Below are 12,570 nucleotides of genomic sequence, written 5' to 3'. Positions count from 1 at the left end.
CGTTGTGGGTTGCGGGTGCCGGGGCGCTGCCGGCGGGTCAGCCGTCGCCGAGCAGCGGCAGGATCTGGTCCAGCGCGTACGGGACGCTCAGCACGGTGCTGAACGAGAGCGCACCGCCCAGCGGCGGGTTCTCGTACGGCAGGAAGACCGCCCGGTTCTGCTTGGCCACCTCGAGGGTGGCGTAGACCTTGTCCGCCTTCACCCGGGGCTCGGCGCTGGCGTCGGAGGTGAGGAAGAGCAGCTTGTCGACGTCGACCAGGTCGAGCCGCTCGGAGCCGATCTCGGCGGCGTACTCCTTGCCGGCCGCCTGCACGATGGTCTGCGGCACCGTGAAGCCGAGCTGGGTCATGAAGACCACCTTCGGGTCGCTCGGCGCGAAGACCGCGTACTTGCCGGCCTCGTACGGGTCGACGACCGCGACGGTCCTGCCGGCGAAGCCGGGGTGTTCCTGCCGGGCCTTGGCGAACCGGGCGTCGACGTCGGCGATCAGCTTGTCGGCCTGCTCCGGCTTGCCCAGCGCGCGGCCGGCCGATCGGGTCATCTCCTGCCAGGGTGCGGCGTAGTCGGCGTAGCCCTTCGGCTGGGCGACGGTCGGGGCGAGCTGGGAGAGCTTCTGGTACTGCTCCTGCGTCATCCCGGAGTAGAGCCCGATGATCAGATCCGGACGCAGTGCGGCGATCTTTTCGAGGTTGTAGTCGTCCCGCTCACCGACGATCTCCGGCGGGGTGCTGCCCCACAGCGGCTGCGCCCACGGCCACTTGCCGTACGGCCGCTCCAGGAACCAGTCGATCGCGCCGACCGGTACGACACCGAGGGCGAGCACCGGGTCCTGGTCGCTGAGGCCGAGCGTGACGACCCGGGTCGGCGCCTTGGTGATCTCGGTGCTGCCGTACTTGTGCTCGACCGTCACCGGAAAGCTGCCGCCGCTGCTCGCGGACGGTGCCGGGTCGGCGCCGTCGTCGCCGCCACCGCAGCCGGCGAGGCCGAGGGCGAGGACGGCGAGGGCCGCCGTGAGTCGGGCGAGTCGCCCGGCGCGGATCGGGCGGGCAGGTGTCGTGGACATCGGCTCCTCTTCGGCTTCTCGGTCGTCCCGTCAGGTGGCGGGCGGAGGGAATCGGTCTCGGCAGGCCCCGGCGCGGCACGCCGGGGCGGAATGCGGTCGCGTGACGCCGGGCGACGGTTTCGCCGGGCGTCGGCACGGCAACCGGCGTCCGGTTCCGATGCGGGAATAGTAAGGTAATCCTTACCTAACCTCAACCGCTTCGCGGAACAGACCTCCCAACCATCGAAGCCTTGAACTAAGGTATACCTACCCTAAGAAGCGAAAACCCTGCACGTACGTCGGCAGAAGAGACGCCCAGCGACGAAGGAAACACGAGGAGCGCGTGACAACAGACCAGGCAGCACCGGTGAGCCCGACCGGGCCAACCCGGGCGACGGGCCACCGACCCACCCGTCCGGTCGGGCTCTTCCTGGTCGCCACGACCGTCCTGATCGTCCTGTCCCTGCTCTCCGTCGCGGTGGGCAGCCGGCAGATCCCGCTCGACCAGGTGGTGCAGACCCTGCTGGACCGGGCCGCAGCCCGGGCCGCCGACCCGCAGGTCGAAGCCATCGTCTGGGGCGTACGCCTGCCGCGTACCGTGCTCGGCCTGCTGGTCGGCATCGCGCTCGGACTCTCCGGCGCCCTGATGCAGGGGCTGACCCGCAACCCGCTCGCCGACCCGGGGCTGCTCGGGGTGAGCGCCGGTGCCGCACTCGGCATCGTCGTCGCGATCGCCTGGTTCGGCATCGCCACCCTCTACGGCTACATCTGGTTCGCCTTCGTCGGCGCGCTGCTCGCCAGCGTCGTCGTCTACCTGCTCGGCGGGCTCGGCCGGGGCGGCTCCACCCCGGTCAAGGTGGCGCTGGCCGGAGTGGCGATCACCTTCCTGCTCAACTCGCTGACCAGCGCCATCGTGCTGCGCGACCCGGACGCGTTGAACCGCTACCGGTTCTGGGCGGCCGGTTCGCTGTCCGGCCCGGACTTCGGCACCATCGGCCAACTTCTGCCGTTCCTGGCCGTCGGCACCGTACTGGCGCTGGCCGCCGCACCGGCGCTGAACAGTCTCGCCCTCGGCGACGACGTGGCGACCGCGCTGGGCCGCCGGGTCGGACTGGTACGCCTCCAGGGCACCCTGGCGGTGACGCTGCTCGCCGGGTCGGCGGTCGCGGTGGCCGGCCCGGTCGTCTTCGTCGGCCTGGTGGTGCCGCACCTGGCCCGGCTGATCACCGGCCCCAACCACCGCTGGCTGCTGCCGTTCACCATGGTGCTCGCGCCGAGCCTGCTGCTACTGGCCGACATCGTCGGTCGGGTCGTCGCCCGGCCGAGCGAGGTCGGCGTCGGCATCATCGCCGCGTTCATCGGCGGTCCGTTCTTCATCATGCTGGTCCGGCGCCGCCGGCTCGCGGAGCTCTGAGCCCGGTGACCCTGCTCGAACTGCGCCGCTCCGGCGGACGTACCGCGTTCCGGCTCGGCCGGCCGCCGGTCTCCGGCGTACTTCGCGGCCGGGTGCTGCTCTGCTGTCTCGGGCTCGCCGCGCTGACCTTCGTGGTCTTCTGCGTCGGAATCGCGACCGGCGACTACCCGGTCAGTCCACTGCGGGTGGTGCCCGCGCTCTGGGGTTCCGGCGACCCGGGCCAGGTCTTCATCGTCCGGGAACTGCGACTGCCCCGGGCGCTGACCGCCGTACTCGCCGGTGCCGCGTTCGCGGTCTCCGGGGCGATCTTCCAGACCGTCACCCGCAACCCGCTGGCCAGTCCCGACATGATCGGCATCAACGCCGGGGCCACCACCGCCGTGGTCGCCGGCATCGTGCTCGCCAGCGGCGCCGGACTGAGCCTGCCGGCGCTGGGCCTGGCCGGCGGGTTGGCCACCGCCGCACTGATCTACCTGCTGGCCTGGCGGGGCGGTGCCACCGGGTACCGGATCGTGCTGGTCGGCATCGCGGTCTCCTGGATGTGCGCCAGCGCCACCGACTACCTGCTGACCCGGGCCCAGTTGACCGAGGCACAGGCGGCGCTCGGCTGGTTGGTCGGCAACCTCAACGGGCGCGGCTGGGAGACGGTCGGACCGCTCTCCGCCGCCGTACTGGTGCTGCTGCCCGCCGGGATGCTGCTCGGGCGCTGGACCCGTACCCTGCACCTCGGCGACGAGGTGGCCCGTGGGCTCGGTACTCCGGTGCAACTGGCCCGGCTCTGCCTGGTGGTGGTCGGTGTGGCACTTGTCGCGTTCGCCACCGCCGCCACCGGCCCGGTGCTGTTCGTGGCCCTGGCGGCACCGCAGGTCGCCCAGCGGCTGGTCGGGCTCTCCGCGCCGCCGATGCTGGCGTCCGCGCTGACCGGGGCGCTGATGGTCTCGGCCAGCGACCTGGTGGCCCGCTGGCTCATCCCGGACGTCGACCTCCCGGTGGGTGTGGTCACCGGGGCGCTCGGCGCCGCGTTCCTGCTCTGGCTACTCGTCCGAGCCAACCGTGCCGGTTCTGGAGGTTGAGATGACAGTGGATCTGACCGTCGCCGACATCGTGGCCGACGCCCCGGCGCCGGCTACCGCCGGCCATCCCGAGCTGCGGGCCGACGGGCTGCGGCTGGCGTACGGCGACCGGGTCGTCGTGGACGGGCTCGACCTGGTGGTGCCGGCGGGCCGGATCAGTGTGATCGTCGGCGCCAACGCCTGCGGCAAGTCCACCCTGCTGCGGGCGCTGGCCCGGCTGCTCAACCCGACGGCCGGCAGTGTCCGGCTCGACGGGCGGGCGATCCACTCGCTGCCCACCCGACAGGTGGCCCGGCAGGTGGGCATCCTGCCGCAGGCTCCGGTGGCGCCGGAAGGGCTGACCGTGCTCGACCTGGTCAGCCGGGGCCGGTCGCCGCACCAGACGTGGTGGCGGCAGTGGTCGCCGGAGGACGAGCGGGCGGTGGCCGAGGCGCTCGCCGCGACCGGGGTCACCGAGCTGGCCGACCGCCCGGTGGACGAACTCTCCGGCGGTCAGCGACAGCGGGCCTGGATCGCCATGGCGGTGGCCCAGCAGACCCCGGTACTGCTGCTGGACGAGCCGACCACGTTCCTCGACCTGTCGCACCAGATCGACGTACTCGACCTGGTGGTGGACCTGAACCGGCGGGACCGCCGGACGGTGGTGATGGTGCTGCACGACCTCAACCAGGCGTGCCGGTACGCCGACCACGTGATCGCGATGAAGGGTGGCCGGATCGTCGCCCAGGGCGCACCGGCGAACGTCATCACCGCCGAGCTGGTCGGCGAGGTCTTCGACGTCCGGTGCGAGGTGAGCGTCGACCCGCTGACCGGTACCCCGATGGTGATCCCGACCAGCCGGCACCACCCCCGACCGCTGCTGCCGGTGGCCGCCCGCGCCTGACCGGTCGCCGGCACGTCCACCCGCCGGCACGCCGGGTCGTCGGCACGCCGGGTCGTCGGCACGCCGGGTCGTCGGCACGCCGGGTCGTCGGCACGCCGACCTCGGAGCGGCTGCCGATCCGGTCAGGGCATCGGGTGCAGTCCCTCGTGTCGGACGGTCCAGCTTCCGTCGTCAGGAAAGCCCGGTGTCGGGCGGCCGTGGTCCGCGTCCGCGCCCCGGGCCATCAGCGCGACGGCGGCCAGCAGCCCGCCGTTGCCGGGCAGGTAGACCGGCAGCGCGGCGGTCTGCCGGTTGTGCCCGTTCGGCAGGTAGCCGTTCTTCGGCACCGGCCGCAGCAGCGCGTCGACGGCGGTCTGCGGCTCGCCGAGCCGGGTCGCGGTCATCGCGATCGCCGGATAGTCCCAACCCCAGGTCGACGGCCAGTCCCAGTCGGCGAGCACGTGGTGCAGGGTGGCCCGCATGACCTCCGGGTCGACCAGGTCGGTGGGCGGGACGAGGCCGAGCGCGTACAGCATCGACGGATGGTCGTCGCGCAGCGTGTACGGCGGTACGTCGACGGCGGCGTACACCCCGTCCCGGACGTGTGGCCGGACCAGGTTCGTGGCGACCTTCTCCCAGGACGGCTCCGGGGCCAGGCCGAGCCGGGTACGCCAGTCCTGTGCGATCCGCAGCCCCCACGACCAGTACGCCAGCTCGAAGGTCGGGTTGGTGAGGGTCTCCCGGAGGTCGGCGTACGACTCCTGGGCCGGCACCAGCGGTGGGCCGAGTTGGTAGCCGTGTTCGCCCCGGACGGGGTAATCGGCCATGAACGCGGCCGATTCGAGGACGACGTCCGCGTAGCGCCGCAGTGCGGCGTCCGGGTCGGTGGTCCGGCGGACCAGCTCGGCGAGGAAGATCGGGTGCGGCTGCTGCCAGAGCAGGAACGGGCCGATCGGGCTGGGACTCTCCCGACCGTCCGGGCCGACCTGCTTCGGCCAGCGGGCACCGGCACAGCCCTGCCGGCGCGCGGTCTCCCGGGCCCGGGGCAGGATGCCGGCGTACCAGCCGAGGCTGCGTTCCAGCAGGTGGGGACGGCCCCAGAGCGGGAAGTGCGCGCCGTGCCACCAGTGCATCTCCAGGTGGAACCGGCCACGCCAACTGTTGCCGATCAGGCCGGTCTCCTGCGGCGGCAGCGAGCCGGCGCAGTGCACCGCGGTCAGGTACTGCGAGAGCACCACCCGCCGTTCCAGTTCGTCCGCCCGGTCGTCCCGGCTCTCGGCCAGCTCGACCGCGCCGCCGTCGGTCCAGAACGCCGGCCAGTGCCGGGCGGACGCGGCGGCCACCTCGGCGAAGGTCGGCAGCGCGGTGCCGGCCGCCGAGCCGGCACCGGGCGCGAACGCGACGACCAGCTCGACGGCGCCCAGCCCGGCGCCGACCAGGAACTCGTGCCGGCCGACGTGCAGGATCCGGGCGCCGTCCGGAAGTCCGATCCCGACCGTGTACGCCGTGTCGTCGAGTACCCGCCGCAGCAGCGCCCCGTCCGGCGTGGGGCGGAGCGTCGACGAGTGTGCCTGCGGGCGGGACCAGTCGGCGGCGTTGCTCCACGCCTCCGACCCGTACGGGAAGGCGAGCCGGATCGCCAGGCCCTCGGCGAGCAGCGCCGACTCGACGCGTACGGCGAGCACGTCGCGGTCCGGATGGCAGACGGTGTCGACGGCGACCGGGGTACCGCCGAGCCGGAATTGGCTGCTGATCGTGCCGGTCCACAGGTCGAGTCGCTGGTGCGGGTCGGTCAGCTCGGCGGGCTCGGGTGACCGGGGGGTGATCCCGGAGCCGGTGGAGCGGGCCGACCAGACCAGCCCGATCCGGCCCAGGTCGAGCCGGTGCGGATTGTTGCGCAGCCAGGACTCGGCCGGCGACTCCGGCGCCTCGGACGTGCCGGAGAGGTTGCCGCGCATGTCGACGTACTCGATCGGGCCGCGCGGCGTCGGATAGGCCCGGCGGGTCTGCGCCAGGTCGAACGGTTGCCCGCCCGGCACGCTGTGCCAGGCCCACTGCGCCTGGGTGCCGAGCAGCGTGCCGACCGGGCCGGTGCCGCCGGCATCGGGCACCGGGTAGTGCTCCGGGAAGGTCTGCAACCCGGTGACGTCGACGGTGTGGCAGAACTCGCCGTTGCCGACCGAGAGCGGGGACTCCGGCAGGATGCCGGTCACCTCGACCGCGTGCCGGTCGACCAGGGCCCGCCGGTCGATCCCCGGCCCGCCCCGGGCCGCGTGCGGTGCCGACCGGGCCGCGTGCGGTGCCGGAGTTCGGCCGTCGTCCCCGCTCCGGTCGGAGGTCACTTGCCGATCGCCGCCTCGACCTGCTTGACGAACTCGTCGGCGGCGTCGGCCGGGGACTTCCGGTCGAACAGCACCTCGGCGTTGAGCCGTTGCAGGATCAGCCGGGTGTCGGTGGAGCCGGTCGGCCCGATCACCAGCGGCGGCCCGACCTGCGGGGTGACCTTCTCGATGAACGTGGCCTGGGCGGACTGGTCCGGGTTGAGCGCCGGTACCACCGACGTCAGCACCTCGGAGTTCGCCGGGATGCCCCGGTCGGTCAGGATGATCTTGCCGGCCTCCGGGCTGTTGACCAGGAAGTCGACGAACGTCGCCGCCTCCTTGGGATGCTCCGTCCGGGCGTTGATGGTGTAGATCTGGGACGCCTGCAACCACATCCCGGGCTTCTGACCGCTCTCCCCCGGTGCCCGCAGCAGTTCGAGGGGCTGCCCGGACGCCTTGCGCAGCGCGCCGAGCTGGTTGCTCCAGTCGAACTGCATCCCGGCCAGGCCCCGGCCCATCAGCGTCTGCTCCGGGGCCGGCTGGCCCTCCAGTTCGGTGGTGACCGAGGCCGGCGGGGTGGCGCCGGAGTTCCGCAGCCCGACGGTCATCGTCCACCACTCGGTGATGGTGTTCCGGCTGATCGCGACCTTGCCGTCGGGCGTGTAGAGGCCCTCGCCGCGCTGCCGGGAGTACAGGTCGAACATGTCGGCGCTGCTCGGGTCGGCCACCCCGTAGGTGCCCTTCGGCGACTTCGCGGAGATGTCCCGGGCGATCCGGGCGAAGTCGTCCCAGGTCCACGTGCTGTCGTCGGGCAGCGGCACGCCGGCCTTGGCGAACACCGCCGGGTTGACCACCAGCGCGAAGGTGTTCACGCCGGTCGGCACGCCGTACTGCTTGTTCTCGAAGTTGCCGTTGCCGAGCGCGGCGGCGTCGATTTTGTCGGTCTTCAGTTCGTTCCTGACCCGGGCCAGGTCGAGCAGCGCGCCCCGGTCGCCGTACTCCCGGGGGTAGGCGCCGCCGAGGGTGATGACGTCCGGCGCGTCGCCGGCCGCGACCTCGGTGGCGAGCTTGTCGAAGTACGCGTTGAAGTCGGCCGACGAGCCGCTGACCTTGATGTCGGGGTGCTGCGCCTGGAAGGCGTCGATGACCTTCTGGGTGGCCTGGGCCCGGTCGTTATTCCCCCACCAGGAGAAACGCAACTCTACGGGCCCGCCGTCACCGCCGGAGTCGCCGCAGGCGGCGACCGAGAGCAGCAGGGTGGCGGAGACGGCGACGGTGGTCAGGCGGGTCCGGATGGATCTGACTCTCATCGGAACTCCTTCGCGGAACGGTGGGTGTGGCGCGACAGGTGCTTCGGTTGCCGGCGGAGGCGTCGGGGGCGGGTCGACGTCGGCGTCGGCGGGTCGGAGCGGGTTGGAACGGGGGTGGAGCGGGTTGGAACGGGGGTGGAGCGGGTTGGAACGGTTCACTTGAGGCCGGTCGTCGCCAGCCCCTGCGTCAGATAGCGCTGCCCGGCGAGGAAGAACCCGAAGATCGGTGCGAGTCCGACGATGGACATGGCGAAGAGCTGGCCCCAGGCGGTCTCGCCCTGACCGTCCATGAAGGACCGCAGCGCGACCGGAACGGTGTAGAGGTCGGGGTTGGTCAGGAAGATGAGCTGGCTGAAGAAGTCGTTCCAGGTCCAGATGAAGGTGAACAGCGCCGAGGTGGCCAGCGCCGGCACCGACAGCGGCATGATGATCCGCCAGTAGATGCGTACGTGTCCGCAGCCGTCCATCCGGGCGGCCTCGTCCAGTTCGCGCGGTAGGGACCGGATGAACTGGACCATCAGGAAGATGAAGAACGCGTCCGTGGCGAGGAACTTCGGCACGATCAGCGGCAGGCTGGTGTTGATCCAGTCGAGCTGCGAGAAGAGCACGTACTGCGGAACGATCAGCACGTGGATCGGCAGCATCATCGTGGCGAGCATCGCGGCGAACAGGATCCGCCGACCCCGGAACTCCAGCCGCGCGAAGGCGTACGCCGCCAGCGAGCAGGAGAGCAGGTTGCCGACGATCGACGCGATCGCGATCACCGCCGAGTTCCACAGGTAGTGCTGGAACGGGTGCTCCAGCGCGGTCCAGCCGGCGGTGTAGTTGCCCAGGTCGAACTGGCTGGGCCAGATCGACGGGTCCCGGAAGATGACCTCGGTCGGCTTCACCGAACTGGAGACCATCCAGAGCAGCGGATAGATCATCACCACGCCGAAGACGATCAGCAGGGTGTGTTTGGTGATCCGCCGGGCCGGCGGGTCGGCCCGGGTCGCCGGGCGCGCCGGGGCGCTGGTCGTCAGGTCAGTCACGGCGGAACACCGGTCGCAGGTCAGTCACCGTAGAACACCCATCGCTTGGCGAAGAGGAAGTTGACGCCGGTCAGCACGGCGATGATGACCAGCAGCGTCCAGGCCAGCGCGGACGCGTAGCCCATCTCGAACGAGCCGAAGCCGCGCTCGTAGAGGTAGAGCGTGTAGAGCAGGGTGGAGTCGGCCGGACCACCCGAGCCGCCGCTGACCACGAACGCCTGGGTGAAGCTCTGGAAGGCGCCGATCATCTGGAGGATCAGGTTGAAGAAGATGATCGGGGTGAGCAGCGGGATGGTGATCCGGAAGAACTGGGACACCGCTCCGGCGCCGTCGACCGAGGCCGCCTCGTAGTACATGCTCGGGATCTGGCGCAGGCCGGCGAGGAAGATGACCATCGGGGCGCCGAACGTCCAGGCGTTCAGCACGACCAGCGTGCCGAGCGCGAAGTCCGGGTGCGACACCCAACTCACGCCCTCGACGCCGACCTTGGCCAGCAACTGGTTGACCAGCCCCTCGCTGCCGAAGATCTGCCGCCAGAGGATCGCGATGGAGACGCTGCCGGCCAGCAGCGACGGCAGGTAGTAGACCGAGCGGTAGATGGGCAGCCCGCGTACACCCCGGTTGAGCAGCATGGCCAGGCCGAGGGCCAGGGCGAGCTGCACCGGTACGGAGACGAAGACGTACTGGAAGGTGACCAGCAGCGACTTGTGCAGCCGGGAGTCCGCCAGCATCCGCTGGTAGTTCTCCAGCCCTCGCCACTCGGGTGGGCTCAGCAGGGTGTAGTCGGTGAAGGAGAGGTAGAGCGAGGCCAGGATCGGTCCGATGGTGAAGACGACCATCCCGACGATCCACGGCGCCAGGAAGCCGTACGCCACCCGGCTTTCCCGGCGGCGCAACCCGGACCGGATGGTACGGCTGCCCGTGCGATCGCTCATCGGAGCACCCTTCGGGGGGAGATACGTCGCGGGTGGAGCCTCGCTGCGTGCCCGTCACGCCCGTCAATGCCCGCCATGCCCGCTGGGCCCACATCCGGGCTGAGTAACCAGTTTCTAACAAAGCCAACATCAACTGTCAACGCATCGAACGCCGGCTAACTAGCTGTGGAAACGTGCTGGCGCAGGTCGGCGACGAAGATCGAGGAAACCGGTTGCTTCCAAGATCGGGTAACCGGTATCTTCGGTGCCCACGAGGTGGCCACCAGGGCGTCGACGGACGACCACACCGCGCTGTCCACGCTGGACGGTCGGTGCGGCGGCCACACTTGGGAGATTCGAGATGAGCCTGACCGGAGACCGTCGCGCCGCCCAGCCGGCCGACGAGCCGACCGGCGGACCGCGTTCCGGCCGTCGTCGCAGATCCGGCCGGCCGGAGCAACCCGCCGCCACCATCGGCCGGGTCGCCGAGGCCGCCGGAGTCTCCCGGGCGACCGTCTCCCGGGTGATGAACGGCAGCCCGACCGTTGCCGCCGAACTCGCCGCCCGGGTACGCGCCGCCGCCGAGGCGCTGAACTACGAACCGAGCCTGGTCGCGCGCAGCCTCGCGCTGGGGCGTACCAGCACGGTGTCGCTGATCGTGCCGGACCTGTCCAACCCGATGTTCCAGGACGTGTTGCGCGGGCTCAGCCACGCCGCCGCCGGTCAGGGGTACCGGCTGCTGGTCGCCGAGTCCAACGAGAACGTCGCCGAGGAGGCGATCCTGGCGGTGGAGGCCCGGCGCCGCTCAGACGGGCTCGTCCTCGCCTCGCCCCGGGTACCGGAGGCCGAACTGCGCGCCATCAGCGACCGGCTCGCCCCGCTAGTACTGCTCAACCGGGACCTGCCGGGCAGCAGCGTCCCGTCGCTCTCGGTCGACTACGCGGCCGGGATCGCCGCGATCGTGGCGCACCTGCGGTCGCTCGGCCACCGCCGGATCGTCTACCTCGCCGGGCCGGCGGCCAGCACCTCGAACCGGGAGCGCCAGGCCGCGCTGCGCGCCAACTGCGCCGCCGAGCCGGTCTGCGTACTCACCGAACTGGCCTGCGGCGCCACCTTCGACGACGGGCACGCGGCAGCGAAGGCGATCCTGCGCAGCGGCGCCACTGCGGTGGTCGCGTTCAATGACATGGTGGCGTTCGGTGCGCTGAGCGGACTGCACGAGCTGGGCATCGGAGTGCCGAGGGACCTGTCGGTGGCCGGCTTCGACGACATCCCGTTCGCCCGCTACACCACCCCGCCGCTGACCACCGCCTCGATCCCGCGCAACGAACTCGGCCGGCAGGCCTGGGACCGGTTGTGGGCGCTGCTCGGCGGCGGGCCGGCCGGGCACGACGTGCACTTCCAACCCCGGCTGCTGGTCCGGGACAGCACCGGTCCGGTACCGGCCGGTCGAGCCGAGGCGGTGGGCGAACGATGACCGGAGCGAGCTGGATCAGCGTACGCCGGGAGTCGCTGGCCGAGACGCTGCGTGGGCATCCGGCCAGGGATGGCTGATCCGGCCGGACGGCGCTGTCACATCGTGACGACGAGCTTGCCGGTGGTGTGCCGGCGGACGAAGTCGACGCAGGCTCGCGGGCCCTCGTCCAGGATGTAGCGGCGGCCGATGGTGGCCGTCAGCCCGCCCCGGGCCGCGAGCTCGCCGACCTCGCGCATGCCGCCGAAGGTGCCTTCCATGTCCAGCACGAAGTGCAGGGCGACGTCGTCGCGGCCGAGCCACTCCTGACGGGGCACCGGGTAGGTGATGGTGAGCAGGCGCCCGCCGGGGCGTACGGTGCCGGCGACTCCGCTGAGCTGGTCGCTGGGCAGGGTCAGGTTGACCGCGACATCGACGTCGGCGGGGTAGGTGGACTCGGCGTACCCGATGATCTCGTCGGCGCCGAGCGTGCGCAGCAGGTCGGCGTCGGCGTCGGTCGCGGTGGCGACCACCCGCGCGCCCGCTCGGGCGAGCAGCGGGAGAACGGCGGTACCGACCCCGCCGGTGGCGCCGACGACCAGGACGGTTTCGCCGGGCTGCACCTGGGCGGTGGCCAGCAGGGCCCGTGCGGTCAGGCCGACGGTGGGCAGCGCGGCCGCCGCGTCGACGTCGAGGTCGGCGGGGCGGTGCGCCAGGAACGGGGTGTCGGCCTCGAAGACCGCGTACTCGGCGAGCGAGCCGGTGCTCAGGGACGGTCGGCCGGCACCGGCCATCGCCCGCAGCGCCCGGGGTACCGCCATGCCGAAGATATTGTCGCCGACCTGGTAGTCGGTCACCCCGGCACCGATCTCGCTGACCGTGCCGGCGAAGTCGTTTCCGGGTACGTGCGGGAACTCCAGCGGTACGGCGTCCCGGAAGTCGCCGCTGGGCAGTCGGACGTCCGCCGGGTTGATCGAGGCGGCGGCGATCCGGACCTGGATCTGCCCCGGCCCCGGCCGGGGAGCCGGCAATTCGGCCACCGTGTAGTCCTCGGGTGGTCCGTAGCCGGTCGCGACAACTGCCTTCATGCGTGTCCTCCACGAGTGAACCCGCCGGATAAACGGACCGGGCGGTCATGTTCTCGCGGCCA

The 12,570-nt window shown here is 71.6% G+C and carries 10 protein-coding genes; 4 read left to right on the top strand and 6 right to left on the bottom strand.

The window, feature by feature from the left end; translation table 11 throughout:
* Nucleotides 1-37: 37 nt before the first annotated feature.
* Nucleotides 38-1,063, bottom strand: a complete 1,026-nt coding sequence (locus Pen02_RS10545) for an iron-siderophore ABC transporter substrate-binding protein (protein ID WP_203865761.1) — start codon at nucleotides 1,061-1,063, stop codon at nucleotides 38-40.
* A gap of 322 nt (nucleotides 1,064-1,385) precedes the next feature.
* Between Pen02_RS10545 and Pen02_RS10540 the strand changes: the two genes are divergently transcribed.
* Genes Pen02_RS10540 through Pen02_RS10530 form a run of 3 tightly spaced genes read left to right on the top strand, consistent with a single transcriptional unit; the run spans nucleotide 1,386 to nucleotide 4,412 of the window.
* Nucleotides 1,386-2,456, top strand: a complete 1,071-nt coding sequence (locus tag Pen02_RS10540; protein WP_239140425.1) for a FecCD family ABC transporter permease — start codon at nucleotides 1,386-1,388, stop codon at nucleotides 2,454-2,456.
* Nucleotides 2,457-2,461: 5 nt separating this feature from the next.
* Nucleotides 2,462-3,529, top strand: a complete 1,068-nt coding sequence (locus Pen02_RS10535; RefSeq protein WP_203865760.1) for a FecCD family ABC transporter permease — start codon at nucleotides 2,462-2,464, stop codon at nucleotides 3,527-3,529.
* A gap of 1 nt (nucleotide 3,530) precedes the next feature.
* A complete protein-coding gene (locus tag Pen02_RS10530; RefSeq protein ID WP_203865759.1) occupies nucleotides 3,531-4,412 on the top strand; it encodes an ABC transporter ATP-binding protein in 882 nt (293 codons plus the stop codon).
* Nucleotides 4,413-4,534: 122 nt separating this feature from the next.
* On the opposite strand, the gene Pen02_RS10525 is transcribed toward Pen02_RS10530, so the two are convergent.
* The 4 genes from Pen02_RS10525 to Pen02_RS10510 form a co-directional block, all read right to left on the bottom strand.
* Nucleotides 4,535-6,733, bottom strand: coding sequence for a hypothetical protein (locus Pen02_RS10525; protein ID WP_203865758.1), 2,199 nt, complete (start codon nucleotides 6,731-6,733; stop codon nucleotides 4,535-4,537).
* The gene (locus tag Pen02_RS10520) at nucleotides 6,730-8,022 is read right to left on the bottom strand and encodes an ABC transporter substrate-binding protein (RefSeq protein WP_203865757.1); all 1,293 of its coding nucleotides are present in this window, start codon (nucleotides 8,020-8,022) and stop codon (nucleotides 6,730-6,732) included. The genes Pen02_RS10525 and Pen02_RS10520 overlap by 4 nt, the downstream gene beginning before the upstream one ends.
* 155 nt (nucleotides 8,023-8,177) lie before the next feature.
* Nucleotides 8,178-9,053 carry a carbohydrate ABC transporter permease gene (locus Pen02_RS10515; protein WP_239140418.1) on the bottom strand — a complete coding sequence of 292 codons (876 nt, stop codon included), beginning with the start codon at nucleotides 9,051-9,053 and terminating at the stop codon, nucleotides 8,178-8,180.
* A 20-nt stretch (nucleotides 9,054-9,073) separates the two neighbouring features.
* The gene (locus tag Pen02_RS10510; RefSeq protein ID WP_203865756.1) at nucleotides 9,074-9,988 is read right to left on the bottom strand and encodes a carbohydrate ABC transporter permease; all 915 of its coding nucleotides are present in this window, start codon (nucleotides 9,986-9,988) and stop codon (nucleotides 9,074-9,076) included.
* Nucleotides 9,989-10,328: 340 nt separating this feature from the next.
* Here Pen02_RS10510 and Pen02_RS10505 point away from each other — a divergent pair, with 340 nt between their 5' ends.
* Nucleotides 10,329-11,444, top strand: coding sequence for a LacI family DNA-binding transcriptional regulator (locus Pen02_RS10505; protein ID WP_203865755.1), 1,116 nt, complete (start codon nucleotides 10,329-10,331; stop codon nucleotides 11,442-11,444).
* Between the two features lie 95 nt (nucleotides 11,445-11,539).
* On the opposite strand, the gene Pen02_RS10500 is transcribed toward Pen02_RS10505, so the two are convergent.
* The gene (locus Pen02_RS10500) at nucleotides 11,540-12,508 is read right to left on the bottom strand and encodes an NADP-dependent oxidoreductase (RefSeq protein ID WP_203865754.1); all 969 of its coding nucleotides are present in this window, start codon (nucleotides 12,506-12,508) and stop codon (nucleotides 11,540-11,542) included.
* Between the last annotated feature and the right edge of the window lie 62 nt (nucleotides 12,509-12,570).

Origin of the sequence: Plantactinospora endophytica (genome assembly GCF_016862915.1) — a bacterium.
Classification (GTDB): Bacteria; Actinomycetota; Actinomycetes; order Mycobacteriales; family Micromonosporaceae; genus Plantactinospora; species Plantactinospora endophytica.
Note: the sequence above shows the minus strand (reverse complement) of the source record. Positions and strands in the feature narration are given on the sequence as shown.